Here is a 24453-nt window from a genome sequence, read left to right as displayed (position 1 = left end):
TTCTAGGCGGGGGGACCCTCGGGCGTAAGGCCCCGCGAGGCCGCGAACGCGACTCCGGCGAGGAAGGCCTTCGCCTCCGCCGTCCGCGGATAGCCCTCGACGAGGGCCCAGAACTTCGGGGTATGGCCCGCAACGAGAAGATGCGCGAGCTCGTGGACGAGAACGTAGTCCACGACCCACTGGGGCATTCCCTGGAGCTGGTGCGAGAGGCGGATGCTCCGCTCCCCCGGCGTGCACGATCCCCACCGGGTCGACTGGTTGGTGACCCACCGCACGGTCTCCGGCCGGGCCTGGCCATCGAGGAAGAGCTCCGAGAGCTCGGCGGCGCGCGTCATGAGTGCCTCGTCGCTGCGAGGGCCTCCTCGGCGGGACCGGTCCCGCTCAAGCCGCTCCACCATCCGTTCGACCCACACCTTCTCCTCGGCCTTCGTGAACCGCGCCGGGATGGCGACGACTGCGGTTCCGCCTTCCCAGAAGGCGCTGACGGTCTTGCGGCGACGGGCAGAGCGGCGGACCTCGACGGGCGGTGGAGAGCCGCTCGGACGGGGGCTGCCCGGGCGAGGGGCCTCAGGCGCCACGGAGCAGCTCCAAGACCGCGTCGCCGTACCGTTCGAGCTTCGCCTTGCCCACGCCCGCGACCTTCGCGAGGTCCTCCAGGCTCCCCGGCTTCGCCTCGGCAATCGCAGTGAGCGTCGCATCGGTGAACACGACGAACGCCGGCACATCCGCTTCCCGAGCCTGCTCGAGGCGCCACGCACGCAGCGACTCGAAAGTCGCCTCGTCATACGACGGCGGGCAGTCGGCACAGCGTCCGACCTTGCGTTCCGCCCCCGATTCGAGCACCGCCCCGCACACTCGGCACAGGACCGGGCCTCGGAACTCGCGCCGACGGCGGGCCGAAGCATCACGGGGCGCGGCCGCCGTCGTCCGCATGCTCCCCGGCCGGAGCCCGTCGAGGAATCGCGACGGGCGCCGATGTGCCCGGCCGCCCGGGGTCCGCGAGAGCGACCACGAGAGGTGGAGGAACTGGCGCGCCCTCGTGATCCCCACGTAGAGCAGTCGGCGCTCCTCGTCCACCGTGACCGCTGTGTCGGCGAACGAGATGGGGACAAGCCCCTCGCTCAGGCCCACGAGGAAGACGGCATCCCACTCCAGGCCCTTGGCGGCGTGAAGCGACGCGAGCGTCACGCCCTGCACGGCGGGCGCGTGCTGGGCGGCGGACCTTTCATGCAGCTCGATCACGAACTCGGGCAGGCCGAAGGATTCTCCGCGGCTCGCCGCGAGCTCGTCTGCGAGGGAGACAAGCGCCGAGAGCGACTCCCAGCGTTCTCGCGTTGCCCCGCTGCCCGACGGGGCCGCGTCCGCGTAGCCGAGCGACGAGAGCACGTCCCGGACGGCCTGGCCGAGGGGGACGCCCGTCGGCTGGGTCCTCGCTGCCCCGCGGAGCTGGAGGAGCGCGTCGCGGACCTCTCGACGGTTGAAGAACCGCTCGCCCCCGCGGAGCTGGTAGCCGATCCCCGCAGCCGTGAGCGCCTGCTCGAACGCCTCCGACTGCCCGTTCGTGCGGAACAGCACCGCTATGTCCTTCGGCTCAGTGCCTGCCGCGACGAGCTGCCCGATGCGCTCGGCCACAGCGGCCGCCTCAGCCTCGTCGTCAGGGCACTCGGCGAACTCGGGCTGCGGTCCCGGGACCCGCTGGGCCACGAGCTGGAGGGGCTCGGCCCAGAGCCGGTCGGCAGCCGGTCCGCCGCTGCGGCGCGCGCCAAGGAGACGATTGGCCAGGTCCACGACCTGCGGGGTGGAGCGGTAGTCGCGCACGAGCTTCACGACGGTTGCCCCGGGGAACCGCTGGCCGAATTCGAGGAGATGGGCAGAAGTCGCGCCCGTGAAGGAATAGATAGTCTGGCTCGCGTCGCCGACCACGCAGAGCTCCTCGCGGCCCCCGAGCCACAGCTCGAGAAGCCGCTCCTGCAGGGGGGACACGTCCTGGTACTCGTCGACCACGAAATGCCGGTACTGCTCGCGGACCTCGGCCGCGACCTTCGGATCCTCCTGCAGGATCCCGACCGTGATGAGGAGGACATCCTCGAAATCGATCAGGTTCCTGTCGATCTTGACGTCCTCGTACGCCTGGAACAGCCGGGCCACCGTCGTCAGCGGCAGGCCCCCAGGCTCCCCCCGGGAGCTCGCCCCCTGCAGATACGTGGACGGGGTGAGCATCGAGACCTTCGCCCATTCGAGCTCCGAGGCGAGGTCGCGGATGGCGGCACGGTCAACCGTGAGCCGCAGCCGACGCGCTGCCTCGGCGATGGCCTGAGCCTTGTGCTCGAGCAGGCCGGGCAGCTGGCCGCCCACGGCCTGCGGCCAGAAGTACTGAAGCTGCCGGAGCGCGGCCGCGTGGAACGTGCGCGCCTGCACTCCGCCGACACCGAGATCACGCAGACGGCCGCGCATCTCCGCGGCGGCCCTCGACGTGAACGTCACCGCGAGGAGGCGCTGCGGCTGGTAGACGCCTGCGTGGACGCCGTAGGCGATCCTGTGCGTGATGGCACGCGTCTTGCCCGTGCCCGCCCCCGCGAGGACGCACAGTGGGCCCTGGAGCGTCGTGGCGACGGTGCGCTGCTCATCGTCGAGGCCGCCCAGAAGCCGATCCTCGAGGGACTGTGCCTCCGCCGTCATGCCCTTGCCTGCTCGGGGGAACGATCCTCGATCGGCCCCCCGTACCAGTGCTCGATCAGCGCCCGGGAGATCGACGCCCGCGTGGGGAGGGTGACCTCGCCGGCCGCGACGGCGGCCTGGAGGTCCTCGCGCTCGAACCAGCGCGCCTTGACCACTTCCTCGCCATCCGGCCTCGCCACGGTGTCCTCCGTCCGCGCGGTGAAGCCGAGCATGAGGGACGCCGGGAAGGGCCACGGCTGCGAGCCGAGATACTGGCAGGCAGAGACGCGGACCCCGACCTCTTCAGCAATCTCACGCGCCACCGCCTGCTCGAGGGACTCCCCCGGCTCGACGAAGCCGGCCAGCGTCGAGAACATCGTGGAACGCATGCGCGCGCCGCGGCCGAGCAGAATCCGGCCGTCGGGTCCCACGACGCTCACGATGATCGCTGGGTCGGTCCGCGGGAAATGCTCGGAACCGTCTTCCGTGCAGACACGCACCCAGCCACTCGTGACCACGTCCGTCGGAGCGCCGCACCGCGGACAGCGCGGGTGGGTCTCATGCCAGTTCGATATCGCGGTCGCTTCGAGGAGGAGGCCCGCCTCGACGGGATGCATGGCTGCGCCGATCTCCCGGAAGCCCGACCACTGGGTGCCCTGCGGAAGCATCCCAGCCCCAGCCGTCGCCGGCTCGGACATCACTCCGGCGATCGGCTCGACGGGCTCGGGAAGGACGACGAGGACGACGTCGGCGCCGCCCTGGAGCGCGGTTCCCCCGTCCTCGCCGAGCCGGGCGTCGTCGGGCACCCGCCCCAGATAGACCACGAGCCCCTCGAGCCATTCCGGAGGAATCTCGGCCGCCCGGAGGAAGACCAGGCTCTCGCCCACCACGGCGGCACGGTGCTGCGCGAGGAGCAGCGCGACGGTCCCCTGCTCCCGCACGATCGAGGCGAGGAAGGCAGGATCGGCACGATCCTCGCTCCGGCGGTCGAGTGCTGCGGGCAGGACGGGCAGCAGCATGGGCGAGAGCGCGCCGGCGACCGGGCCTTCACCGTTCACCCCGCCCCTGCCGTACGGACGGGACGTCGCACCGGCCGAAACGGGAAGGCCTGGGGTGGAGTTCGTGCTCGAATGGGAGGAGGCAGAGCCTGAGGTCATAGTCCTACGGTACTGAGCCTCGGCGACAGTCGCATGCCGGCGACCGCCGCCTGTGGACGAAACGCGCGCGGGACACGCCGCTCAGGGCCGTGATCCGCCAGCCTGCGCGGGCTACCGTAAACAGGGTGAGACGTACCCCCATGGAGCTGGCTGCCCTCGCGACCGCTGCTGTGCCAGGCCTCGAGCCCGTGGCGGTCGGCCCGTCGCCCGATGACGCGACGGACTTCGATTCCGCCCTCGTCGAAGGCGAGGACCGCCGCCGCTGGCGCGTACGTTCGCCCCGTGGCAGCGAAGCAAGCGCGCGCCTCGAGACCGAGATGCTCGTCCTGCGGGCGTTCGGACCGGCCGTCCGCGCCGAATTGCCTTTCCAGATGCCGGCTGTAGCAGGAACGGTCCGCATGGGCGACCTCACGACTTGCGTGTACACACATCTCGCGGGAACCGTCCGAGAACTCGGCGCGCTGGCCGCGGGCGGCCCGCGCCTCGTCAAGGACATCGGAACCGCACTCGCCGCAATCCACGCGCTCCCCACCGATCTCGTCGACCGCGCCGACCTCCCTGCGTACACGGCCAACGAGTTCCGCCAGCGCAGGCTCAACGAGCTCGACCAAGCCGCCACGACGGGCAAGATCCCGCCCGTGCTCCTGCGGCGTTGGGAAAACGCTCTCGAAGACGTGAGCATGTGGCGGTTCAACCCGACGGTCGTCCACGGAGACCTGCACGAGGACAACCTGCTGATCGACGACGGGCGCCTGACGGCCGTGACCGGCTGGACCGATCTGCGGGTCGGCGACCCTGCCGACGACCTTGCCTGGCTCGTTGCCTCCAACGAACCGGACTTCGTCGACGCCGTCGTCGCCGCCTACCACGAGGCGCGCAAGGAGCCCGTCGACCCGCATCTTCTGCGCCGGGCCGCGCTCGCCGCCGAGTTCGCCCTTGCCCAGTACCTTGTGAAGGCCCTGACACTGCGTGACGCCGAAGCCGCGGCCGACGGCGAGGACATGCTCCGTCAGCTCGCCGCCGACATCGAGGAGCAGGAAGCCGAGGATCGGGGCTCCGCGGAGGCCGCAGCCGAGGCCTCGGCTTCTGGGGCTGCGTCCCGTGAGGCTCCGGCATCAGAACCCGAAGCCGTCACCTCCGCCGTCCCGGTCATCGCGCCCCCTTCGGTGGCGCCCTCGGTCGCGCCTCCAAGCGACCCCAAGGCCGACGCCGAGCCGCCCACGGACGCGATCCCCATCGTGGACGCCGAGACCACCGAGACCGCCAAAACCGCCAAGAACGGCGAACGCGAGGTCAGGTCAGAACCGACGCGATGAGGCGCTCGAGCTCCTTCTCGCCCGCGAGCTTCTCAGGCCGGACCACCCGGCCGTCGGCGAGATAGAAGAACGCCGCCTTCACCTGGCCGAGGGGAACGCCCTTGAGGCGGGACCACGCGAGACGGTAGACAGCGAGCTGCACCGCCCGGGCCTCGGCTCCCCGAGGCCCGGGGGCGCGCCCGGTCTTCCAGTCCACGAGGTCCCACGTGCCGTCTGCATCACGGAAGACAGCGTCCACTCGGCCGCGGACGACGACGGGCCCCACCCGCGTCTCGAGGGGAACCTCGACGAAGGCAGGGCTCCGATGAGCCCATTCCGAGGCTCGGAATACGTCCACGAACGACTGCAGGTCGTAGGCCTCGTCGACGAACTCGTCTGCGTGGTCCAGCCCATCGAGATCGAGCATGGAGCTCTGGGCGAAGTACTCCTCGACCCATGCGTGGAAGGCCGTGCCGCGACGCGCGGCCATCCCCGGGCGACGCGGCACGGGGCGCCGAAGCTGGCGGACGACGGCGTCGGGGTCTTCGCCCAGCGCCACGAGGGACGACGCCGAGAGGTGCTCGGGAAGCCGGACGCCGTCGTCGTCAGCGTGGCGTTCCCGCTGGGCGAGGAGCAGCTCCGCCTCGCGCAGCCATCGGCCCGCACGGGGCGTGAGCCCGCGGGCAATGCCCGCAGCCCGGGCAGACGGCTCATCACCGGGAGCCGCCAAGGCCGCAAGCACCGCCCGGGCAGCCTGCTCGAGGGCGCCCCGCCGCCCGGGCGCGAGGCTTCGGCGCGACCCGGTTGCGGCGTCGATCGGTCCTTCGAGGGGGTCGTACGGCCACAGGGCGGCCTCTGGCTCGGCGTGGAGCGGGTTTTCGTCCGGGAGATCTCCGTCTTCTGCCCAGGCCACGACCTCGAATCCGAAGTCCTCGGCCGCCTCACGCAGTTCCACGAGGAACACGGACGGCTCCGAGGGCTTCGCCCGGCTGGCCGACCACGCCGACCCGGTGACCACGAGAAGCTCCTTGGCCCGTGTGAAGGCGACGTACGCGAGCCTCCGTTCCTCGCGCTCGGCGTGCTCGCTCGCGTCCTCCGCGAAGGCCTTCTCCGCGTCGAGGCAGCCCTTCAGGTCCGGGTGGTCCGCGTCCCATTGGGGAAGCTCGTGCCGGTCCCCCCGCAGCGGCCACGGCAGGGCTTCGGCACCGCTCGTCCAGCGGTCGTTCCCACCGCTCGGGAACGCACCATGACTGAGGCCGGCCACGACGACCGCATCCCATTCGAGCCCCTTCGACGCGTGAACCGTCAGCAGCTGGATCGCGCCCGGCATGGGCTCGCTCGGGGCCATGTCCAGCCCAGACTCCTCCTCCGCAGCAGCTTCGAGCCACGCGAGGAACGCGAGCAGTTCGGAAGAGGTCGACTGTGCGAGGAACGAGGCCGCCGCTTCCTGCAACGCGTCGAGGTTGCGCCGCGCCTGGTGCAGGGAGACCCCCGGGCGCGCGGCAAGCTCGATGTCGAGGAGGAGCGACCGTTCGACCTGGGCGATGAGCGTCCCAAGATCGTCCGAAGCCAGCGTCCGGAGGGTTCGCAGCTCGTCGCGCAGCAGTGAGAGCCGGCTGAGTGCCTCCTCGGTGAGTGATCGTCCCGCCCCGGAAACCCAGTCCCCCCGCGGCAGGCGGTCGATGGCCTCGATGAGGCTCGCCGCTTCCGCGAGGTCGCCCTCGACCAGGGCTTCCTCGACCGTGCCCGGCGCATCGAGCTCTTGGTCGGCTGGCCGCGCGGCGCGTGCGCGCCTCGCGGCAAGGTGACGGGACCAGTCGGCGAGGGCCATGAGGTCCGCCGGACCGATCCGCCAGCGCGCGCCGGCGAGGAGCCGCATGAGGGCGTCCGAACGGCCGGGGTCGGCGATGACGCGCAGGGTGCTGACCACGTCGATGACCTCGGGGGTGTCGAGCAGGCCTCCAAGGCCGACGACCTCGTAAGGCATCCCACGGCGCTCGAACTCACGCTGGATAGGGGCGAACTGGGCGCGCTTCCGGCAGAGGACCGCCATCGTCGGCAGAGCCTCGGCCCCACCGGCCCGGCGTGCCCCGGCCCACGATGCCGCAAATGCTGCCAGCTGATCGGCAACGGAGGCGGCTTCCTCGATTTCGTCCCGGAACCGTGCCACGACCACCCGACCCGGTGCGGCAACAGGGCTCGGGTCGAGGCTCCGCACTTCGGCCCGAGCGGCCTTGGGCGCGTACGGGGCGGCGCCGCGAAGCGGCTCCGCGGCGATATTGGCGGTAGCGAGCACCGAGACGCTGTTGCGCCACGCCGTCGTCAGGTGGCTGACTGCGGCACGACGCCGCAGCCCGTCAGGCAGGACTTCCGGGAACGTCTCGGGAAAGGCAGAGAGCTGGCCCGCGGAGGCACCCCGGAACCCGTAGATCGACTGGTTCGGGTCCCCCACGGCCATGACCGCATGGCCGTTCCCGAAGAGCTGGGAGAAGAGCGTCGTCTGCGCGTGGGAGGTGTCCTGGAACTCGTCGAGGAGCACCGTCCGATACCGTTCCCTCAGGACAGCGCCCGCCTCCGGGACGTCGCGCGCGATGCGTGCCGCGAGCGCCACGAGGTCGCCGTAGTCGAGGGCCCCCCGGCGCCGCTTTGCCTCGGCGAAGCGCACGACGAGGTCAGCGACGACGGCTCGTGCTCGCAGGGTCGAGACGAGCTTGGCTGCTGCCGCAGCCGGCCCGCGACTGCTCCCCGAGGCGAGCGGCAGGCTCTCAAGCCTCGAAGCCTCCGCTGCGAGCCACCCCGCGACGTCATCGGGCTCCTGCAGGTGCTCGGCGCACTCGGAGGCGAGCTTCATGACGGCCCCCACCAGGGTGCTCTTGGCGGGGAAGCCGTCCCAGATCTCGCCGTCGTGCCCTTCGACGACGGACGCCGCGAGCTGCCAGGACTGCGCCGTTCCCAGCAGCACGGCGTCCCGTTCGATGCCGATCCGCAGGCCATGGTCCTGGACCACAGTGTTGGCGAACGAGTGGTAGGTCGACACGGTCGGGTCCATCGCCTCGGAATCGAGGGCGTCGGGGGCGAGGTCGATCCCCTCGCGCCGGGCCGCACGGGCGAGCGTGGCGAGGTGGGCGCGGATCCGGGCCGAGAGCTCACCCGCGGCCTTCCGCGTGAACGTCACACCGAGGATCTCATCGGGCCGGACAAGCCCGTTGGCGACAAGCCACACGACCCGATCCGCCATGGTCGCGGTCTTGCCGGATCCGGCTCCGGCCACGACGAGGCGAGGCGTCAACGGCGACGAGATGATCTGCGCCTGCTGCTCGGTAGGCCGATGCTGGCCGAGAAGGTCCGCCAGCTCCTCCGGAGAGAAGCGGGGGCCGGCACTGTTCGGCTGCGGATCCGGCTCCGTGCCGTCTCGAAGGGCGTTGTCAAGGTCGATCGTCACTCTGTCACTTGCCTTCCCCGCGAACACAGCGGACAGATCTCCGGGAGCCTGCATCCGTGGCCCCGGCCAGCTCCGGGCTCGTGTCGCGCCTCGAACGTCGCTCCGGACATCGACTCCGCGGCCGCTTCTACGAGCTCGACCGCCCACCCCGGATCCTCGAGGGGAGGCTGCTGCTGGATGGAGACTGCCTTGGCGGCGTCTCCGAGCTGCACGAGCTCTGCTCCGCCCGTCTCGCCCTCGGTTCCCTGTCCGAAGGCCCCGGCCGCAACCGCGACCTGGTAGGCGGCGAGCTGCGCGTGCCGGGGAACGTCGGTCGTGCGGGGCTTGCTTCGTCCGGTCTTGAGGTCGACGACGACGAGCCGGCCTTCCTCGTCCCGCTCGAGCCGATCGACTTGCCCCCGAATTACGGTCCGAGCAGCCAGAGGCGAGTCGCTGAGGTGCGCGAGCGGAGCCTCGAAGTCGACCTCGACCCCGACGAGGGCGCGTCCTGTGGACCTCACATACTGTGCGAGCTTGGCCAGCATCGCCGTTGCCCGCGCGTGCTCTCGGCGTCCCTCCCACGTGTCGGGCTGCCCGAGGGTGGGCCAGAGACGCTCGAGGTCGGCGACGTAGTCCTCGCGGGTGCCGTTCGGCCTCTCCTGGGCAATCGAGTGCACGAGGGTGCCGAGGCTGCGGGCGAAGTCGGTGGCGGCTTCTCCGCCTGCGGCCGAGACGAACCAGTCGAGCGGGTTCTTCGTCGCGGTCTCGACCTTGGACGGCGAGACGTGGATCGGCTGGCCCTCGGGGACAACTGGCTCGCTGCTCGTGAGCGGCGCCAGGCCATACCAGTCACCGGGATGCGCCCCAGCGGCGCCTGCCGTCGCCAGCCTTGCGAGGAGTCCGGCGGCCTGCCCGGCGTCCCGGCCGCCCGCTTCGGCTGCCTGCCTCAGCTCGCCCACGAGCGGCCGCAAGCCGAGGGTGCGGGGGACCTCCGTGTACGGCCGCAGCGCGACCCCCGCGGGGAGGGGATCGATGAGGTCGAGGAACGGGGAAGGGACCTCGTCCTCGGACCTCACGGCCGTGCAGACGAGCCGCTCCGAGGACCTGGAGACCGCGGCAGAGAACATGCGCAGTTCGTCGTAGCGGATATCGCGGAGCCGGGTTCGCGGCGTCACGAGCATCGCGTCGAACGGTCCCAGCTCGAGGCAGTCCGTGAACGTGGCACTCCCGAGGAGCTCCCCCCTCAGGCGGTTGTTCGGCCACACGCCGTCCTGAAGGCCCGCGACCATCACGAAGCGCCACTCGCGGCCGGCAGCGCTGGCCGGGGTGAGGAGCTCGACGGCGTCGTCCGCCTGAGCTCTCGGAGCGAGCGTGTCCATGGGGATTTCCTGCTCGACGAGGTAGTCGAGGAACTGGGCCGGAGAAGCGCCCGGAAGGCGGTCGACATATCGCTCTGCGGTGTGGAAGAGCGCCATGAGCGCGTCCAGGTCGCGATCGGCGCGAAGGCCGACGGTTCCGCCAGCCAGCGCAAGGGTGTACCAGCGCTGGGAGAGCCCAGTGGCGTCCCAGAGTGCCCACAGGACCGTCTCCGCAGTCGCGCCCGGCTCGGCGGCTGCCGCGCGTCCCCGTTCGAGCATGCGCGCGATCCGTCGGGCCGCCTGCCCCTCGACCCCGAGTTCGGCAAGGGCGCCCGGAGACTCGAGCGCTTCTACGAGGAGCGCATCGCTCCCCCGGCCGCCGCCGGCCGAGAGCTCGAGCTGCCGCAGCGATTGGCGCAGACGGCGCAGCTCAAGGGCGGACGCGCCCCCGATGCGCGAACCGAGGAGCTCGACGGCGGTCTCGGCAGTGAGCTCGTTCGGGTCCAGGACCACGCGGTAGGCGGTCAGGAGCGGCCGGACCGCCGCTTCGTCCCGCACGGCCGTTTCGGCGACCGGGACCTTGACGGGAATGCCCTGCGTGGCGAGGAACCGCTGGACTTGCGCGAGCTTTGCCCCGGACCGCACCATCACCGCCATCTCCCCGTAGCCGACACCGCCCAGCAGCCACGCATCCTGGATCCTGTGGGCGACGTAGCGGAGCTCATGGAGCGGGGACGGCACGATGTGGGCCTCGACGGCGCTGCCCGGTTCGAGGAGCGATTCGTGGTCAAGACGCCGCGCTGCCTGCCCGCCGGGAACGGACGAGATCCGGGCGGCGGCCCTCTGCCAGGCTTCCGCGACGGCGGGCGTGAGGCGGTGGGACGTGCTGAGAGCGACCTCGGTGACACCGCCCAGGAGGTCCCGCAGCTTCGGCACGAGATCCGGCCGTGCTCCCCGGAAGCCCTGGACGACGACGTCGGGCGCCGCGCCGGCGATGACGTCCCGTCGGGCCCCGAGCACCGCAAGGAGCTCGAGCACCGCGGGATTCGACTCCTGCACGTCGTCGACGACGAGGAGCGCGAGCCGCTTGCGTTCGGCGTCGAGCAGGTCCGGATCGTCCAGCAGGATCTGTCGAGCGGAGGTGATGATGCCAGCGGGATCGAAGGCCTCCGGCATGCGAAGCTCGAGCACGTCACGGTACTCGCGGTAGAGCTCCGCCGCAGCCTCCCACTCGGGACGCTTGAGGCGCCGCCCAAGGTCGGCGAGTTCGTGTGCCGTCGTGCCGTACTCGGTGACCCTGTCGAACAGCTCGCGCACCTCCTGCCTGAAGCCCCTGGTCGCGAGCGCACCCTGCACGGATCTGGGCCAGCGGGGCCCGCCTCCCATGGCGCGGTGCCCTTCGAGCAGCTCCTTCACGATGAGATCCTGCTCCGCGCCGGAGAGCAGGCGCGGGCTTCGCGGCAGCCACTCGAGGCGGCCTTCGGCCCGTGCGCGTCGAATGAGGTCGAAGGCGTAGGACTGCCAGGTGCGCGCCGGGGCCGCGCTCAGGCTCCGGTCCAGGCGAGCAGTGAACCCGTCGCGCAGACGCGCTGAGGCGGCACGTGAGGGCGCGAGGATGAGGACCTGTGCCGGATCGACCCCGTCCCTTTCGACGCGGACAGCGGCGGCCTCGACGAGGATTCGGCTCTTTCCGGTGCCTGGAGCGCCCCATACGAGCAACGGTCCGGATCCCTGCCTGAAGTCCAGTACGGCCCGCTGGTCCGGGGAGGGCGACCATCCGTGGGTCCCGGTGGGGCCCAGAGGCGGAAGAAGGCGCAGCGTCATGGGACGAGTCCATCATCGGGGTCCGACATTCTGGTGTCCCGACCGTGCAGGCGCTGCCACAGGGCTTCGGCGACCGCATCCACTGCGTCCAACCCGCCGTCGTCCGGCGCCCATCGCGCGCGCTGCATGTCGACCCGCCAGCTTCCATGCCCCGGCGTCCCGCGGAGCGGGGTTGATTCCTCCACATAGTGGCCGAGCGCTTCTGCCTCGTGCCCCTCGGGCGGCCCGCCGCTCGCCTTGATGACGCGCCACCACGGCACTTGGCCGCCGAAATGGGACATGACGCTGCCCACCTGGCGTGGGCCGCCCGCACCCAGGAGCTCGGCGACGTCGCCGTACGAGAGGACGGAACCGGCCGGAACGAGTTCGACGACGGCAAGCACCGCCTCCACGAACTCGTCCCGCATGCTCCCCAGCCTAGGTGCTCGGCGTGCCTGATCCGGGAATGTCGCACCCTCCCGTTAGCGTGTGGGGCATGACGTGGAAGAGCAGATCGCGGGCCGCCTTCGACCTCGAGACCACGGGGCGCAACGCCCGCGCGGCGCGTATCGTCACCGCGAGCATTGTCGTGCTTAGTGCCGAGGGCATGGTCGAATCGGCGCACGAGTGGCTCGCGGACCCGGGGGTCGAGATCCCCGCGGAGGCTGCCGAGGTCCATGGAGTGACGACGGAGCTGGCGAGGGCAGAAGGCCGTCCGGCCAGGGAGGTCGTGGCGGAGATCTCCGCAGTCCTCCAGAACCTGTTCGACGACGAGGTGCCCGTCGTCGCGTTCAACGCCGCCTACGACTTCACGGTCATGGCGGCCGAGTGCGCGCGCCACGGACTGCCGCAGCTGACCCGGTTCCCGGTCCTCGATCCGTACGTCATCAACAAGCAGGTCGAGCGCTTCCGCAAGGGAAAGAGGACGCTCGGGGCGCTCTGCGAGCAGTACGGTGTGGTGCTCGATGAGGCCCACACGTCGGCCGCGGACGCGCTCGCCGCGGTCCAGCTGCTTGATGCGATGGCCCTCAGGTTCCCGGAACTCGACAAGCCCGCGGCCGCCCTGCACCGGAGCCAAGTGGACTGGTCCCTCGCTCAGGCAGCGGATTTCCAGACGTACCTTCGGCGCACGAAGCCGGCCGCCGTCGTCGAGGGCGACTGGCCTGTCCTCGTGCCCGTCGATGCAACGCGGGGAGGCTTCTGAGGGGCGGTCCCCGCCCCCGGAGCATGCAGACCGACGGCCCTTTGTCCGGCCTCTGAGATGTTTCTCACATGCCTGTTTCGCCCCAGGGTGCGGCAATCCAGCATGCATCGATTCTGTGGGCAGGGCCACACTCCCTACGTCCAGATGCCAAGGCCCCCATTCCTCGAACATCCTTCGGGAAAACGTGCAATGTTGCGGAATAAGTTCCAAAAAAGAATGTTTCACAGCCCCCGCACATAATGGTATGCAGCCTCGACGCGACCGTGACCGTGCTATCGCACAGCGTTTCCGCGCGTCCTGCGTTCCCCCGAAACGAAAGCGAAGGCCCATGAAGTTCAAGGCCCCCAAGTGGCTCGCGGCCGCCCCCGTGGCGGCAGTCCTTGCCATCACCCTCTCCGCCTGCGGCGGCGGCACGAGCGCCTCCAGCTCGCCTACGGACGCCCTCAAGGGAGCGGACCAGCAGTCCACGGACAAGTACACGACTGCCTCCGTGACGCCGCTCGACAAGATCGACACGTCGAAGCTCGGCCTCATCACCCCCGGCGTCATCAAGGTCGGCACGCTCTCGGATGCCCCGCCGAACATCTACATCGACAACAAGGGCAACTTCACGGGCTACGACAACGAGCTGCTCAGGGCCATGGCGGCCAAGCTCGGCCTCAAGGTGGAGTTCGCCTCGACGAAGTTCCAGAGCCTGCTCGCCCAGGTCGCGAACAAGCAGTTCGACATGGGCTCCTCCTCGATCTCGACCACGGATGCCCGCCGCCAGACGGTCGGCTTCACCAACGGCTATGACTTCGGATACATGGCGATCGTCACGAAGCAGGGCGCCACGGTCAAGTCGTTCGACGACCTCAAGCAGGGCGTCCGCATCGGCGTCGTCCAGGGCACGGTCCAAGATGACTTCGTAACCAACACGCTCAAGCTCGACCCCGTCCGCTTCCCGGACTACAACACGGTCTACGCGAACGTGAAGAGCGGCCAGATCGACGCCTGGGTGGCCCCCTCCCAGCAGGCCGAGGGTGCGGTCAAGCCTGGGGACGGCACGACCATCGCGCAGAAGAAGGTCAACACCCAGAACTTCACTGCCTACGCGGTCGCGAAGGGCAACCAGCCGCTCATCGACGCGCTCAACTCGGCGCTCGACGCGGTGATCGCCGACGGCACGTGGTCCAAGCTCACGGCCCAGTGGTACCCGGACCGCCCCACCCTGAAGGAGCAGACTCCTGACGGCTGGAAGCCGGGCAGCAAGGCCGTCCAGGTCCCAGCAGCCAAGTAGAGGACGGGCGCCACATGGATCTGTCAAAGCTCGGCGAGACCTTCTTCGACTGGAAGGTCATCGGCGACGTACTGCCCACGATGTTCGCGGTCGGCCTGCTGAACACGCTCGTGCTCGCGGTCGTGTCCGCGATCATCGGCTGCTTCATCGGCATGGTGCTCGCGCTCATGGGCATCTCGCGCAATCCTGTGGCGCGGTGGGCCGCCCGGGTGTACACGGACGTGTTCCGTGGACTCCCGGCGGTCCTCACCATCCTCGCGATCGGCCTGGGCTTCGGCCCCATCTTCCGCCAGCTCACAGGGATCACCAGCCCGTACCCCATGGGCATCGCAGCGTTGTCCCTCATGTCCTCGGCGTACATCGGCGAGATCTTCCGCTCCGGAATCCAGAGTGTCGACAAGGGCCAGCTAGAGGCTTCCCGGGCGCTGGGCTTCGGCTACGGCCCGTCCATGCGGATGATCGTCGTGCCGCAGGGCATCCGCCGGGTGCTCCCGGCCCTCGTGAACCAGCTCATAGCCCTCATCAAGGACTCGTCGCTCGTCTTCACCCTCGGTCTGACGTCGAGCGAACGCGAGCTCTTCCAGATCGGTCAGGACACCGCGGCCAACACCGGCAACCTGTCGCCGTACGTGGCTGCCGCGCTCTTCTACCTCGCGATGACCATCCCGTTGACGCACTTCGTGAACTGGCTCGATCACCGCCTCCGGACTGGGAAGGCGCAGAAGGCCGAACCCGACGAACTCGCGGCGCCGATCGGCAAGGGGGCAGCACATGTCTGAGACACAATTCGCCTCCGGCTCGCTCGAGGCCAAGGGCGTCCACCTCTCGTTCGGGTCGAACCACGTCCTGCGTGGAATCGACCTTCGAGTCGAGAAGGGTCGCACCGTCTCGGTCATCGGGCCCTCGGGATCCGGGAAGTCGACCCTCCTCCGTGTCATGAACCGGCTCATCGAGCCGGACGAGGGCGACATCCTCCTCGACGGCAGGTCCGTCCTCAAGGACAACCCGGACGAGCTTCGCCGCCGCATCGGGATGGTCTTCCAGCAGTTCAACCTGTTCCCCCACAAGACGGTGGTGGAGAACGTCGCCTTCGCGCTCCGGAAGCTGCGCAAGCTCCCCAAGGAGCAGGCGAGGACGGAGGCCCTCGACCAGCTCGACCTCGTGGGCCTCCGGCACAAGGCCGACTCGCGCCCCGGCAATCTCTCCGGGGGCCAGCAGCAGCGCGTGGCGATCGCCCGCGCGCTCGCCATGAAACCGGAGGTCATGTTCTTCGACGAAGCGACCTCGGCGCTCGATCCCGAGCTGGTCAAGGGCGTCCTGGCGCTCATGACGGATCTCGCGAAGGGCGGCATGACGATGGTTGTCGTCACGCACGAGATGGGCTTCTCGCGCAACGTCTCGGACACGGTGACGTTCATGGACCGCGGTGTCGTGGTCGAGACGGGGGCGCCCGAGCAGGTCTTCGACTCGCCTCGCACCGAGCGCCTCCAGCGCTTCCTCAGCGACGTTCTCTGACGCGCCCCACCACAGGCTGAGCCGGACGACGGCGGCACTCACCCGAGTGCCGCCGTCGTCCGTTTCACGCCGGGCCCGGCCCCGGGCTACAGCGGAAGGCCGCCCGTGCCCTTGAGGTCCCGCATGACGATCGTCGAGGTGAGCTTTGCAAGCCCGGGGAGCGCCGCGAGCCGCTCGTCGTAGAGCCTCTGGTAGCCCGGCAGGTCCTCGGCGACGCACCTGAGGAGGTAGTCGGGGTCGCCGAAGAGCCGATAGGCCTCGACGACCTGCGGCTCGGCGACGACAGCCTCCTCGAAGGCGCGGATGGCGTCGCGCGACGTCTCACGCAGGGTCGCGAACACCATGGTGCCGAAGCCTAGGCCCACCTTCGCGGGGTCGACCTCGGCGTGGTACCCCCGGATGACGCCGCTCGACTCGAGGTCCTTGAGCCGCCGATGGCATGGGGCGAGCGTCAGGCCCACTTCGGAGGCAAGCGCCGTCGCGGTCATTCGTCCATCACCCTGGAGCACCCGCAAGATATTGCGGTCAATCTTGTCAATCACGGGAAGAATCTACCCCGGGACCGCCGATTCGAGCGAGAAGATGTGAGCACCTCTCAACGCAGAATCCCTACTCTTGCCGTATGGATCCTGCCGCGCTCCTCGGTTTCGCCGCCGTCTCCCTCACGCTCGCCCTCACTCCCGGCGCCGACTGGGCGTACACGATCGCGGCCGGCATTCGCGGAGGGTCACCGGCGCCCTCCGTCGCGGGACTCTGCTCGGGCTACGTCGGACTCACGGCGATAGTCGCGACGGGACTCGGGGTGCTTCTCGCGGGACGGCCGTCGCTGGTCGCATGGCTCTCGGTCGCGGGCGCGCTGTACCTCCTGTGGCTCGGGATGACGACGGCGCGCGGCTGGCGCTCCGCGGGCTACCACGCCGACACGGCGGCATTGGCGGGGAGAAGCGGAGCGCTCGGCGACTTCCTCCGAGGGGCCGGGACCAGCGGGATCAACCCCAAGGCCCTCCTGCTCTACCTGGCCGTCATGCCCCAGTTCGTGCGGACCGCTTCCCCTGTCCCGGTGCCGCTCCAGACCGTCGTGCTCGGCCTCACGCACGTCGTGATCACCGTCGTCGTGTACGCGCTGGTGGCGGTTGCCGCGCGGCGCCTCCTGCGCTCCGCTCCGCGCCGGGCCCGCGTCGTGACGCTCGCGAGCGGCGTCGTCATGCTTGGCATCGGCGCCGCGCTGCTCGCCGAGCAGCTGCCCGTGCTTGCGCGGTCCGCGTGAAGCGCCTCAGTTCGCGGTGAGCGAGGGGTCGGTCTGGGCAGGCGACCCGCCTCGGACGGTTGCTTCCGACGCCACGTCTGCGGGCTTCGCAGCGGCCGCGGCCCTCGCAGCTACGGGCAGGGCGTCACAGATGCGCTGCATGGCCGCGTCATCATGGGCGGCTGAGAGGAACCACGCCTCGAAGACGCTCGGCGGCAGGTACACGCCCGACTCGAGCATCGAGTGGAAGAACGGGCCGTAGCGGTACGCCTCCTGGGCCTGGGCGTCGGCATAGTTGTGCACGCCGCGCTCCGACGTCCCGAAGGCGACGGAGAACAGGTTCCCCGCGCGCTGGATCGAGTGGTCCACGCCCTCAGCGGACAGCGCCTCGGAGAGCGCCGCGGAGAGCTCGGCCGAGCGGGCGTCAACGTGTGCGTACACGTCGCCCGTCGCGAGCTTGAGCGTCGCAACGCCCGCGGCCATCGCCACAGGGTTCCCGGAGAGCGTGCCTGCCTGGTACACGGGACCGAGCGGCGCGAGGAAGTCCATGACTTCCTTGCGGCCGCCGAGGGCTGCGACGGGCATGCCGCCGCCGATGACCTTGCCGAACGTGAACAGGTCGGGGGCCCAGCCCTCGGCCTGGCCCGTGAGGCCCCAGTAGCCGGCCGGTCCGACCCGGAAGCCCGTGAGCACCTCGTCGACAATGAAGAGCGCTCCGTGCGCCTCCGTGATCCGGCGGAGGCCAGCGTTGAAGCCCTCCTCGGGTGTCACGACGCCCATGTTCGCGGGTGCGGACTCCGTGATCACGGCGGCGATGCGAGGACCGTGCTCTGCGAAGGCGGCCTCCACCGCGGCCAGATCGTTGTAGGGCAGAACGAGTGTCTCGGCCGCCGTCGCTGCCGTGACCCCGGCCGAGCCGGGAAGCGCGAGAGTGGCAACCCCTGAGCCGGCCGAGGCGAGGAGCCCGTCGACGTGCCCGTGGTAGCAGCCCGCGAATTTCACGACGAGGTCGCGGCCGGTGAAGCCGCGTGCGAGCCGGATCGCCGTCATGGTCGCCTCGGTGCCCGTCGAGACCATGCGGAGCCGTTCGACTGCGGGCACGCGCCCGATGACGAGCTCCGCGAGCGCGGCCTCGTCAGGCGTGGAGGCGCCGAACGAGAGGCCGCGGTCGACGGCGGCGTGGACCGCTGCGAGGACCTCGGGGACTGAGTGGCCCAACAGGGCCGGTCCCCACGAGCACACCAGGTCCGCGTACTCGCGCCCGTCGGCGTCCGTCACGTACGGGCCCTTCGCGGACACGATGAAGCGCGGCGTCCCGCCGACGGAACCGAAGGCGCGGACGGGAGAGTTCACCCCTCCCGGCATGAGCGAGCGGGCGCGGCTGTAGAGGTCCTCGGAGCTGGTCATGGGCTCCATTCTTCCCTATGCCCGAGGTACGCCCCCGCGCGCCCGTTCCGTCCAGCCCGATTGATGTTTCCCCATCAGACTGTTCGGCGGCGTGGCGTGAGCAGCGCGCTGCAGCCACGGCGAGAAACGGGCGGGAGGCGCGAGGCCTACGCAAGCATGTCGGCGACGAGGGGCGCGACCTTGGTCCCGAGGAGCTCGATGCTCTTCATCATCGCGCTGTGGGGCAAGGTCCCGTTCGAGTACTTGAGGTCGAAACGCTCGGTCCCGAGGACCCGGTGGGTCTCGGCGATCTTGCGGGCGACGGTCTCAGGCGAGCCCACGTACAGCGCACCGGCGCGAGAGGCCTGCGCGTTGAACTCCGTGCGGCTGCCCGGCCCCCAGCCCCGTTCCACGCCGAGCCGGTTCCGCATCGCGAGCCAGTGCGGGAACAGTTCCTCCCGGGCCTGCTCGTCGGTGTCCGCGACGTGCCCCGGCGAATGCGTGGCGAGCTGCGTATAGGGCTTCCCGAACTTCTCGAGCGAGCGTTTGTAGAGATCGATGAACGGAGCGAACCGTGCCGGCTCTCCGCCGATGATGGCGAAGCTCACGGGGTAGCCGTAGTGCGCGGCGCGGACGACGGACTGTGGCGTCCCGCCGACTCCGATCCACGTGTCGAGCAGCCCGTCCTCGAGATGGGGGTACGCCGTGAGCCCATGGATGGGCCCGCGCGTGCGGCCTTCCCAGTGGACGGGCTTCTGCGAGCTCACGCGGTCGAAGAGCTCGAGCTTCTCCTCGAAGAGCACCTCGTAGTCCTCGAGGTCGAAGCCGAAGAGCGGGAACGACTCGATGAACGAGCCGCGACCGAGGATGACCTCCGCTCGGCCGTGCGAGATGGCGTCGAGCGTCGAGAAGCGCTGGAACACTCGGACGGGATCGTCCGAGGAGAGCACCGTCACGGCCGAGGCCAGACGGATGCTGCTGGTTTCGGCCGCGACTGCCGCGAGGAGCACCTCGGGCGCCGAGACGGCGAAATCCTTGCGGTGGTGCTCGCCGACGCCGAAGGCGTGCAGCCCGACCTGGTCGGCGAGCTTCCCCTCCTCGACGACCTCGCGGATCACCTGGGCGTGGGGCTTCGGCTCCCCGTCAGGTCCGATTCCGACGTCGCCGAACGTGTTGAGGCCCAGGAGGACCGGGGGCGCTTCTCCGTCAATTCCATGCATATGCATTCAAACCCCCTGTCCGGCAGGATCATTCCCGCGCAGCCGAACGCCTACCGCTCGCCCAGCCACCGCGCGATCTCGGGCGCCCAGTAGGTCAGGACCATATCGGCACCCGCGCGGCGGATCCCGAGCACGGATTCGAGGATCGCAGCCTTGCGGTCGATCCACCCGTTCGCGGCGGCCGCCTCGATCATCGCGTACTCCCCCGAGATCTGGTAGGCCGCGACCGGAACCGGGCTCATCGCGGCGACGTCGGCAAGGATGTCGAGATAGCTCATCGCAGGCTTGACCATCACCATGTCGGCCCCCTCCTCGAGATCGAGCTCGACCTCCAGCAGGGCCTCACGGCGGTTGGCCGCGTCCATCTGGTACGTGCGGCGATCGCCCTTGAGCTGCGAGTCCACCGCCTCGCGGAACGGGCCGTAGAACGCCGACGCGTACTTCGCTGCGTACGCGACGATCGAGACGTCCTGGTAGCCGGCGACGTCGAGTGCCTGGCGGATGACGGCGACCTGGCCGTCCATCATGCCGCTCGGGCCGAGGACGTGGGCGCCGGCCTCCGCCTGCGCGACCGCCATCTGGCCGTAGATCTCGAGCGTCGCGTCGTTGTCGACACGGCCCTGGTCGTCGAGGACTCCGCAGTGCCCATGGTCGGTGAATTCGTCGAGGCACACGTCGCTCATGACGACGAGTTCGTCGCCCACCTCTGCGCGGACGCTTCGGATGGCGGCGTTGAGCACTCCCTCGGGATCGAGCGAGGCCGAGCCGGTCGCGTCACGCTGCTCGGGCACGCCGAAGAGCATGATGCCGCCCAGACCGAGCTCCGCCGCCTCGACGGCCGTCCGCTTGAGCGTGTCGGCCGTGTGCTGCACGACCCCCGGCATGGACTGCAGCGGCACGGCCTCTCCGATGCCTTCGCGGATGAACGCCGGCAGGATCAGCTCGGCCGGGTGCAGCCGGGTCTCGGCGACGAGCCGACGCAGCGCAGGGGTCTGGCGCAGGCGGCGTGGGCGGCGATGGGGGAAGCTCATGGATTTTCCTTCCGGTGCTGCTGGGACAGTGCGTGGATGACGGCGTCGACGATCCCCTCGGGTGTAGGTCTCGCCGCCGTGGCGCCGACAGGCAGCCCGAGGGAGCGCAGCTCCTCCGCGGTCGGCTGCCCGATGGCGATCAGACTCGTGCCTTCGAGGGGGCGCAGGGTCTCGTGGATGCGCCGCGCGGCGCTCGGTGATGCCGCTACTACGGCGTCGAGCCTGCCGGCGGCGAGCTGGGCCCGGGCCTCGTCCGGGGCGAGGACCACGGCACCGGCTGGCTCGGCACCGAGGGCGAGGCCTGCTGTGAGGCGACGCTGCGGGTCGGCCGGGTAGTCGACGGTCCGGTAGGCCGTCACAGCGTCGACGTCCCATCCGAGGGCGTCGAGGCCCTCGGCGAGCGTAGGCGCCGCGAGGTCGCTCTGGGGCAGCAGCACGCGGGTCGCACCGGCTCCATCGGAACCGGCGGCCCCGCCGTCGTCCGAGGGCGCCCACGCCTCGAGAAGGCCCTCCGCCGACTGACTGCCGTCCGGGGCAAGGTCCACGCGCAGGCCCTCGGCCTCGACGGCGCGACGCGACGAGGGGCCGATCGTGGCGATCTTGACCCCCTCCGGCACGAGATCGACGAGCCGAAGTCCCTGTCCGGCCGAGTAGTCCTTGAGGGCCCGTACCGTCGTGATGCTGCTGACGACGAGCCACGCGTACTCGCCTCCGCGAAGGCGGGTCAACGCGGCGGCAAGCCCCTCGGCGTCGGGGGTGCGCTCGAAATCGATGAGCGGCAGGAGGAGCGGTTCGGCGCCAGCACCGGCAAGCGCGGCGGCCATCGCCCCGGCCCGGTCCGGGCTGCGGGTCAGGAGCACGCGGCGGCCTGTCAGACCGCCAGCGGGCACCGAACCGTCCTCTGCCATGCTCAGGCGCCCAACTCCGCGAAGCCGGCGACGCCGTGAGCCAGGAGGTCCTCCGCGAGCTCTATGCCGAGCAGGTGGGCGCCGACGTCCGTCAGGCCGTCGGTCGCCTTGTTGAGCCGGACGCTCTGCCTGCCGTCGGGCGAGCACACCACGGCTTCGAGGTACAGGAGGCTGCCCTTGCGGCGGGCCAGCGCTCCCACGGGCGCGGCGCACCCCGCCTCGAGCCGCGCGAGGAGCGCTCGCTCCGCGCTCACTGCCAGGCGCGTGTCGGCGTCGTCGATCGCGGCGAGGGCTTGCGCGAGCACTCCCTGCACGGCGTCCGGCACGAGGACGCCGTTCTCCCGCGCGGGGGCATCGTCGAGGCGGCATTCGACCGCGAGCGCCCCCTGGCCGGGGGCCGGGAGCATGACGTCGGGCTCGAAGTACTCGCTCACGACGTCGGTACGCCCCAGGCGCGCGAGGCCTGCGGCCGCGAGGACGACGGCGTCGAGGTCGCCGCCGGCGGTACCGGATGCGCTGCCGCCGAGGCCGGGCACGCGGCCGAGCCGTGTGTCGACGTTGCCGCGGATGTCGTGGACCTCGAGATCAGGCCTTGCGGCCCGGAGCTGAGCTGCGCGGCGGGGCGAACCCGTGCCGACCTTCGCTCCCGCGGGGAGTTGGGCCAGCGTGAGCCCGTCGCGGGCGCACAGGACGTCGCGGACGTCGGCCCGAGCGGGGATCGCGCCCAGGGCGAGGCCCGGGGTGCCACCGGTCGGGAGGTCTTTGAGCGAGTGGATCGCGACATCGCACCGGTCGGCAAGGAGCGCCTCGCGGAGGGCGGCTACGAACACGCCCGTCCCGCCGAGCTGCGCGAGGGAACCGGTGCGGACGTCACCCTCGGTTTTGATCCGGACGAGCTCGGTCTCGAATCCGCCGACGGCGGCGAGGAGGTCGGCCGTCTGCTGGGTCTGCGTGAGGGCGAGGGCGCTTCCCCGCGTCCCGATGCGCACCGACATGGTCAGTTCCCAGCAGGGAGTTCGACGCCGGCTTCGGCTATGACCGGCTTCGCCCCCCTAAAGTTCTCGCAGCACCCCGGCCGGCAGACGTCGTACCACGGTCCGAGATCGGTGACGTGGGGGCGATCCGCGATGGTGTCCTCGGCCGTCCGCTCGCGGATGAGGTCCACGAGGCCCGCGACGAACCTGCCGTGCACGCCCGGGGTTGGAACGCGTACAGCCTGGATGCCCAGCTTCTCGGACGTCTCGAGGGCCTCGGTGTCGAGGTCCCACGCCACCTCCATGTGGTCGCTCACAAAGCCGAGCGGCACGATGACGACACCCTTCACGGCGGGACCGCCGTCTCCCGCGGCTATCGCCTCGAGATGGTCGTTGACGTCTGGCTCGAGCCACGGGATGTGGGGCGCACCGGAGCGCGACTGGTACACGAGGTCCCACTTGACGTCCCGCGAACCGCCGGCATCGACAGCGGCCATGATCGCCCGCGCGTTCGCGAGGTGCTGCGCGACGTACGCCGATCCGCCTTCGAACTCGCGCGGCTCGCTGCCGGAACGTCCCGCGGCCTCGGCATCGCGGGTGGGGATGGAATGGGTCGCGAAGAGCACCCTGATCTCGCCATCGCGCGAGCCGTCGGCGGCGCCGAGGGCCTCTCGGACCTGGGCGAGGCCCGCCGCCGTGCCCTCGACGAAAGGTTCGACGAACCCCGGATGGTCGAAGTACTGACGGACCTTGTCGACCTCGAGCCGCCCGGCGAGTCCCGTCTCGGTGAGCGCGACACCGATGTCCTCCCGGTACTGGCGGCAGCTCGAGTAGGACGAGTAGGCGCTTGTCGTGACCATGAGGACGCGGCGGTGGCCGTCGTCGTACATCCGCTGGAGCGTCTCCGGGATGTAGGGGTCCCAGTTGCGGTTGCCCCAGTAGACCGGCAGCTCGATGCCGCGTGCGTCGAGCTCGGCCTCGAGCGCCGCCTTGAGCTCGCGATTCTGGCCGTTGATGGGGCTCACGCCCCCGAAGGCGCGGTAGTGGTGGCTGACCTCTTCGAGGCGCTCGTCCGGGATCCCGCGGCCGCGGGTCACGTTGCGCAGGAAGGGGATGACGTCGTCCTGCCCCTCAGGGCCGCCGAAGGACGCGAGGAGGATGGCGTCGTAGGACTTGGGCTCCATCCGCCCGGGTTCCGTGGCCGGGTTGATCGCGGTGCTGACTGACAGGGCCCCCGGGGCACCCGTGGCGGGGGCGATCATGCGAGGACCTCGGCGACCTCGGCCGCGGAGATGCGCCGGCCGGTGTGGAAGGGGATCTCCTCGCGCACGTGGTTGCGGGCGTCGGTGTAGCGCAGGTGGCGCATCATGTCGACGAGGTCGACCAGTTCGGGAGCCTCGAGCGCGAGGATCCACTCCCAGTCCCCGAGGGCGAACGCGGAGACGGTGTTGGAGATGACCTGCGGGAAGTCGCGGCCGAGCATGCCGTGGTCGCGGAGCATCCGTGAGCGCTCGTCGGCGGGGAGGAGGTACCACTCGTAGGAGCGCACGAAGGGGTAGACCGTGAGCCACGTGCTCGGCTCGACCCCGCGGGAGAAGGCGGGGGTGTGGCTCTTCGCGAACTCCGCTTCCCTGTGAACGCCCATGGCGTTCCACGTCTGCTCTGCGCCGGCGAAGAGCTCGCTGCGCCGAATGTCCCGCACGGCCTGCTGGAGGTCCTCGGGCTTCGCGCCGTGGACCCACACCATGACGTCCGCGCCAGCGCGGAGTCCGGAGACGTCGTAGAGGCCGCGGACCGTCACGCCCTTCTCGCCGAGGCGAGCCACAAGGGCCTCGAAGTCGGAGACGGCGCTAGCGGCGGGAGCAGCGCTGCCGGAGACCCGGCCGAAGACGGCCCACAGGGTGAAGAACAGCTGCTCGGGAGCCTCGGCGCTGGGGCCACCCTCCGGCAGAGTTTTGGTGACAGAATCGTCAAAAGTGTGGCTCATGGGTCCAGTGT

The 24453-nt window shown here is 70.4% G+C and carries 19 protein-coding genes and 1 pseudogene; 6 read left to right on the top strand and 14 right to left on the bottom strand.

Annotated elements, in window-relative coordinates; genetic code table 11:
• Positions 1-2: 2 nt before the first annotated feature.
• Genes E6A21_RS02120 through nudC form a run of 3 tightly spaced genes read right to left on the bottom strand, consistent with a single transcriptional unit; the run spans position 3 to position 3815 of the window.
• On the bottom strand, positions 3-578 hold the full coding sequence (locus tag E6A21_RS02120) for a M48 metallopeptidase family protein (RefSeq protein WP_138442461.1): 576 nt from the start codon (positions 576-578) through the stop codon (positions 3-5).
• On the bottom strand, positions 568-2679 hold the full coding sequence (locus E6A21_RS02115; RefSeq protein ID WP_138442460.1) for an ATP-dependent DNA helicase UvrD2: 2112 nt from the start codon (positions 2677-2679) through the stop codon (positions 568-570). Before E6A21_RS02115 ends, E6A21_RS02120 begins: the two co-directional genes overlap by 11 nt.
• Complete coding sequence (gene nudC / locus E6A21_RS02110) at positions 2676-3815, bottom strand: NAD(+) diphosphatase (RefSeq protein WP_246036130.1); 1140 nt, start codon at positions 3813-3815, stop codon at positions 2676-2678. The genes E6A21_RS02115 and nudC overlap by 4 nt, the downstream gene beginning before the upstream one ends.
• A gap of 140 nt (positions 3816-3955) precedes the next feature.
• On the opposite strand from nudC, the gene E6A21_RS02105 reads away from it, so the two are divergent.
• Positions 3956-5131 carry a phosphotransferase gene (locus tag E6A21_RS02105; protein ID WP_246036129.1) on the top strand — a complete coding sequence of 392 codons (1176 nt, stop codon included), beginning with the start codon at positions 3956-3958 and terminating at the stop codon, positions 5129-5131.
• Here the strand turns inward: E6A21_RS02105 and E6A21_RS02100 are convergent.
• The 3 genes from E6A21_RS02100 to E6A21_RS02090 are packed head-to-tail and all read right to left on the bottom strand — an operon-like array spanning position 5109 to position 12120.
• Entirely contained in the window at positions 5109-8552 is a 3444-nt protein-coding gene (locus tag E6A21_RS02100; RefSeq protein ID WP_246036128.1) for an ATP-dependent helicase, read from the bottom strand. The genes E6A21_RS02105 and E6A21_RS02100 overlap by 23 nt on opposite strands.
• Positions 8549-11713 (bottom strand): ATP-dependent helicase, encoded by a 3165-nt coding sequence (locus E6A21_RS02095; protein ID WP_138442457.1) that lies wholly within the window; start codon positions 11711-11713, stop codon positions 8549-8551. Before E6A21_RS02095 ends, E6A21_RS02100 begins: the two co-directional genes overlap by 4 nt.
• Positions 11710-12120, bottom strand: coding sequence for an MGMT family protein (locus E6A21_RS02090; RefSeq protein ID WP_138442456.1), 411 nt, complete (start codon positions 12118-12120; stop codon positions 11710-11712). The genes E6A21_RS02095 and E6A21_RS02090 overlap by 4 nt, the downstream gene beginning before the upstream one ends.
• A 68-nt stretch (positions 12121-12188) precedes the next feature.
• Here E6A21_RS02090 and E6A21_RS02085 point away from each other — a divergent pair, with 68 nt between their 5' ends.
• From E6A21_RS02085 to E6A21_RS02070, 4 genes are all read left to right on the top strand, one after another.
• Positions 12189-12896: a 3'-5' exonuclease gene (locus E6A21_RS02085; protein WP_246036127.1), complete on the top strand. Its 708-nt coding sequence runs from the start codon at positions 12189-12191 to the stop codon at positions 12894-12896.
• A gap of 328 nt (positions 12897-13224) precedes the next feature.
• Positions 13225-14175 carry an ABC transporter substrate-binding protein gene (locus E6A21_RS02080; RefSeq protein ID WP_138442455.1) on the top strand — a complete coding sequence of 317 codons (951 nt, stop codon included), beginning with the start codon at positions 13225-13227 and terminating at the stop codon, positions 14173-14175.
• Positions 14176-14189: 14 nt separating this feature from the next.
• Positions 14190-14954, top strand: a complete 765-nt coding sequence (locus tag E6A21_RS02075; RefSeq protein WP_138442454.1) for an amino acid ABC transporter permease — start codon at positions 14190-14192, stop codon at positions 14952-14954.
• The gene (locus tag E6A21_RS02070) at positions 14947-15690 is read left to right on the top strand and encodes an amino acid ABC transporter ATP-binding protein (RefSeq protein ID WP_138442453.1); all 744 of its coding nucleotides are present in this window, start codon (positions 14947-14949) and stop codon (positions 15688-15690) included. Before E6A21_RS02075 ends, E6A21_RS02070 begins: the two co-directional genes overlap by 8 nt.
• 86 nt (positions 15691-15776) lie before the next feature.
• On the opposite strand, the gene E6A21_RS02065 is transcribed toward E6A21_RS02070, so the two are convergent.
• Complete coding sequence (locus tag E6A21_RS02065; RefSeq protein ID WP_138442452.1) at positions 15777-16232, bottom strand: Lrp/AsnC family transcriptional regulator; 456 nt, start codon at positions 16230-16232, stop codon at positions 15777-15779.
• A gap of 80 nt (positions 16233-16312) precedes the next feature.
• On the opposite strand from E6A21_RS02065, the gene E6A21_RS02060 reads away from it, so the two are divergent.
• Positions 16313-16957: a LysE family translocator gene (locus tag E6A21_RS02060; protein ID WP_138442451.1), complete on the top strand. Its 645-nt coding sequence runs from the start codon at positions 16313-16315 to the stop codon at positions 16955-16957.
• A gap of 84 nt (positions 16958-17041) precedes the next feature.
• On the opposite strand, the pseudogene hemL reads toward E6A21_RS02060, so the two are convergent.
• The 7 genes and pseudogenes from hemL to hemQ all read right to left on the bottom strand — a co-directional run.
• Positions 17042-18343 (bottom strand): annotated as a pseudogene (gene hemL, locus E6A21_RS02055) (glutamate-1-semialdehyde 2,1-aminomutase); the annotation flags it as partial.
• 146 nt (positions 18344-18489) lie between these two features.
• Complete coding sequence (locus E6A21_RS02050) at positions 18490-19542, bottom strand: LLM class flavin-dependent oxidoreductase (RefSeq protein ID WP_425471507.1); 1053 nt, start codon at positions 19540-19542, stop codon at positions 18490-18492.
• Between the two features lie 50 nt (positions 19543-19592).
• Entirely contained in the window at positions 19593-20573 is a 981-nt protein-coding gene (gene hemB / locus E6A21_RS02045) for a porphobilinogen synthase (protein WP_138442448.1), read from the bottom strand.
• Positions 20570-21481 (bottom strand): uroporphyrinogen-III synthase, encoded by a 912-nt coding sequence (locus E6A21_RS02040; RefSeq protein WP_138442447.1) that lies wholly within the window; start codon positions 21479-21481, stop codon positions 20570-20572. Before E6A21_RS02040 ends, hemB begins: the two co-directional genes overlap by 4 nt.
• A gap of 2 nt (positions 21482-21483) precedes the next feature.
• Positions 21484-22476, bottom strand: a complete 993-nt coding sequence (gene hemC / locus E6A21_RS02035) for a hydroxymethylbilane synthase (protein ID WP_138442446.1) — start codon at positions 22474-22476, stop codon at positions 21484-21486.
• 2 nt (positions 22477-22478) lie between these two features.
• Complete coding sequence (locus E6A21_RS02030; protein ID WP_171041222.1) at positions 22479-23717, bottom strand: ferrochelatase; 1239 nt, start codon at positions 23715-23717, stop codon at positions 22479-22481.
• Positions 23714-24442, bottom strand: a complete 729-nt coding sequence (hemQ, locus tag E6A21_RS02025; RefSeq protein WP_138442445.1) for a hydrogen peroxide-dependent heme synthase — start codon at positions 24440-24442, stop codon at positions 23714-23716. Before hemQ ends, E6A21_RS02030 begins: the two co-directional genes overlap by 4 nt.
• Between the last annotated feature and the right edge of the window lie 11 nt (positions 24443-24453).

Source organism: Sinomonas susongensis (assembly GCF_005877005.1).
Classification (GTDB): Bacteria; Actinomycetota; Actinomycetes; order Actinomycetales; family Micrococcaceae; genus Sinomonas; species Sinomonas susongensis.
This window is presented reverse-complemented; position numbering and strand designations above follow the sequence as displayed.

Coding starts and splice junctions, on each gene's coding strand:
- E6A21_RS02060 (WP_138442451.1), top strand. CDS start 16,313: ATGGATCCTGCCGCGCTCCTCGGTTTCGCCGCCGTCTCCCTCACGCTC.
- E6A21_RS02080 (WP_138442455.1), top strand. CDS start 13,225: ATGAAGTTCAAGGCCCCCAAGTGGCTCGCGGCCGCCCCCGTGGCGGCA.
- hemC (WP_138442446.1), bottom strand. CDS start 22,476: ATGTCGGTGCGCATCGGGACGCGGGGAAGCGCCCTCGCCCTCACGCAG.
- E6A21_RS02085 (WP_246036127.1), top strand. CDS start 12,189: ATGACGTGGAAGAGCAGATCGCGGGCCGCCTTCGACCTCGAGACCACG.
- E6A21_RS02090 (WP_138442456.1), bottom strand. CDS start 12,120: ATGCGGGACGAGTTCGTGGAGGCGGTGCTTGCCGTCGTCGAACTCGTT.
- E6A21_RS02070 (WP_138442453.1), top strand. CDS start 14,947: ATGTCTGAGACACAATTCGCCTCCGGCTCGCTCGAGGCCAAGGGCGTC.
- E6A21_RS02105 (WP_246036129.1), top strand. CDS start 3,956: ATGGAGCTGGCTGCCCTCGCGACCGCTGCTGTGCCAGGCCTCGAGCCC.
- nudC (WP_246036130.1), bottom strand. CDS start 3,815: ATGACCTCAGGCTCTGCCTCCTCCCATTCGAGCACGAACTCCACCCCA.
- E6A21_RS02095 (WP_138442457.1), bottom strand. CDS start 11,713: ATGACGCTGCGCCTTCTTCCGCCTCTGGGCCCCACCGGGACCCACGGA.
- E6A21_RS02115 (WP_138442460.1), bottom strand. CDS start 2,679: ATGACGGCGGAGGCACAGTCCCTCGAGGATCGGCTTCTGGGCGGCCTC.
- hemB (WP_138442448.1), bottom strand. CDS start 20,573: ATGAGCTTCCCCCATCGCCGCCCACGCCGCCTGCGCCAGACCCCTGCG.
- hemQ (WP_138442445.1), bottom strand. CDS start 24,442: ATGAGCCACACTTTTGACGATTCTGTCACCAAAACTCTGCCGGAGGGT.
- E6A21_RS02075 (WP_138442454.1), top strand. CDS start 14,190: ATGGATCTGTCAAAGCTCGGCGAGACCTTCTTCGACTGGAAGGTCATC.
- E6A21_RS02050 (WP_425471507.1), bottom strand. CDS start 19,542: ATGCATGGAATTGACGGAGAAGCGCCCCCGGTCCTCCTGGGCCTCAAC.
- E6A21_RS02030 (WP_171041222.1), bottom strand. CDS start 23,717: ATGATCGCCCCCGCCACGGGTGCCCCGGGGGCCCTGTCAGTCAGCACC.
- E6A21_RS02040 (WP_138442447.1), bottom strand. CDS start 21,481: ATGGCAGAGGACGGTTCGGTGCCCGCTGGCGGTCTGACAGGCCGCCGC.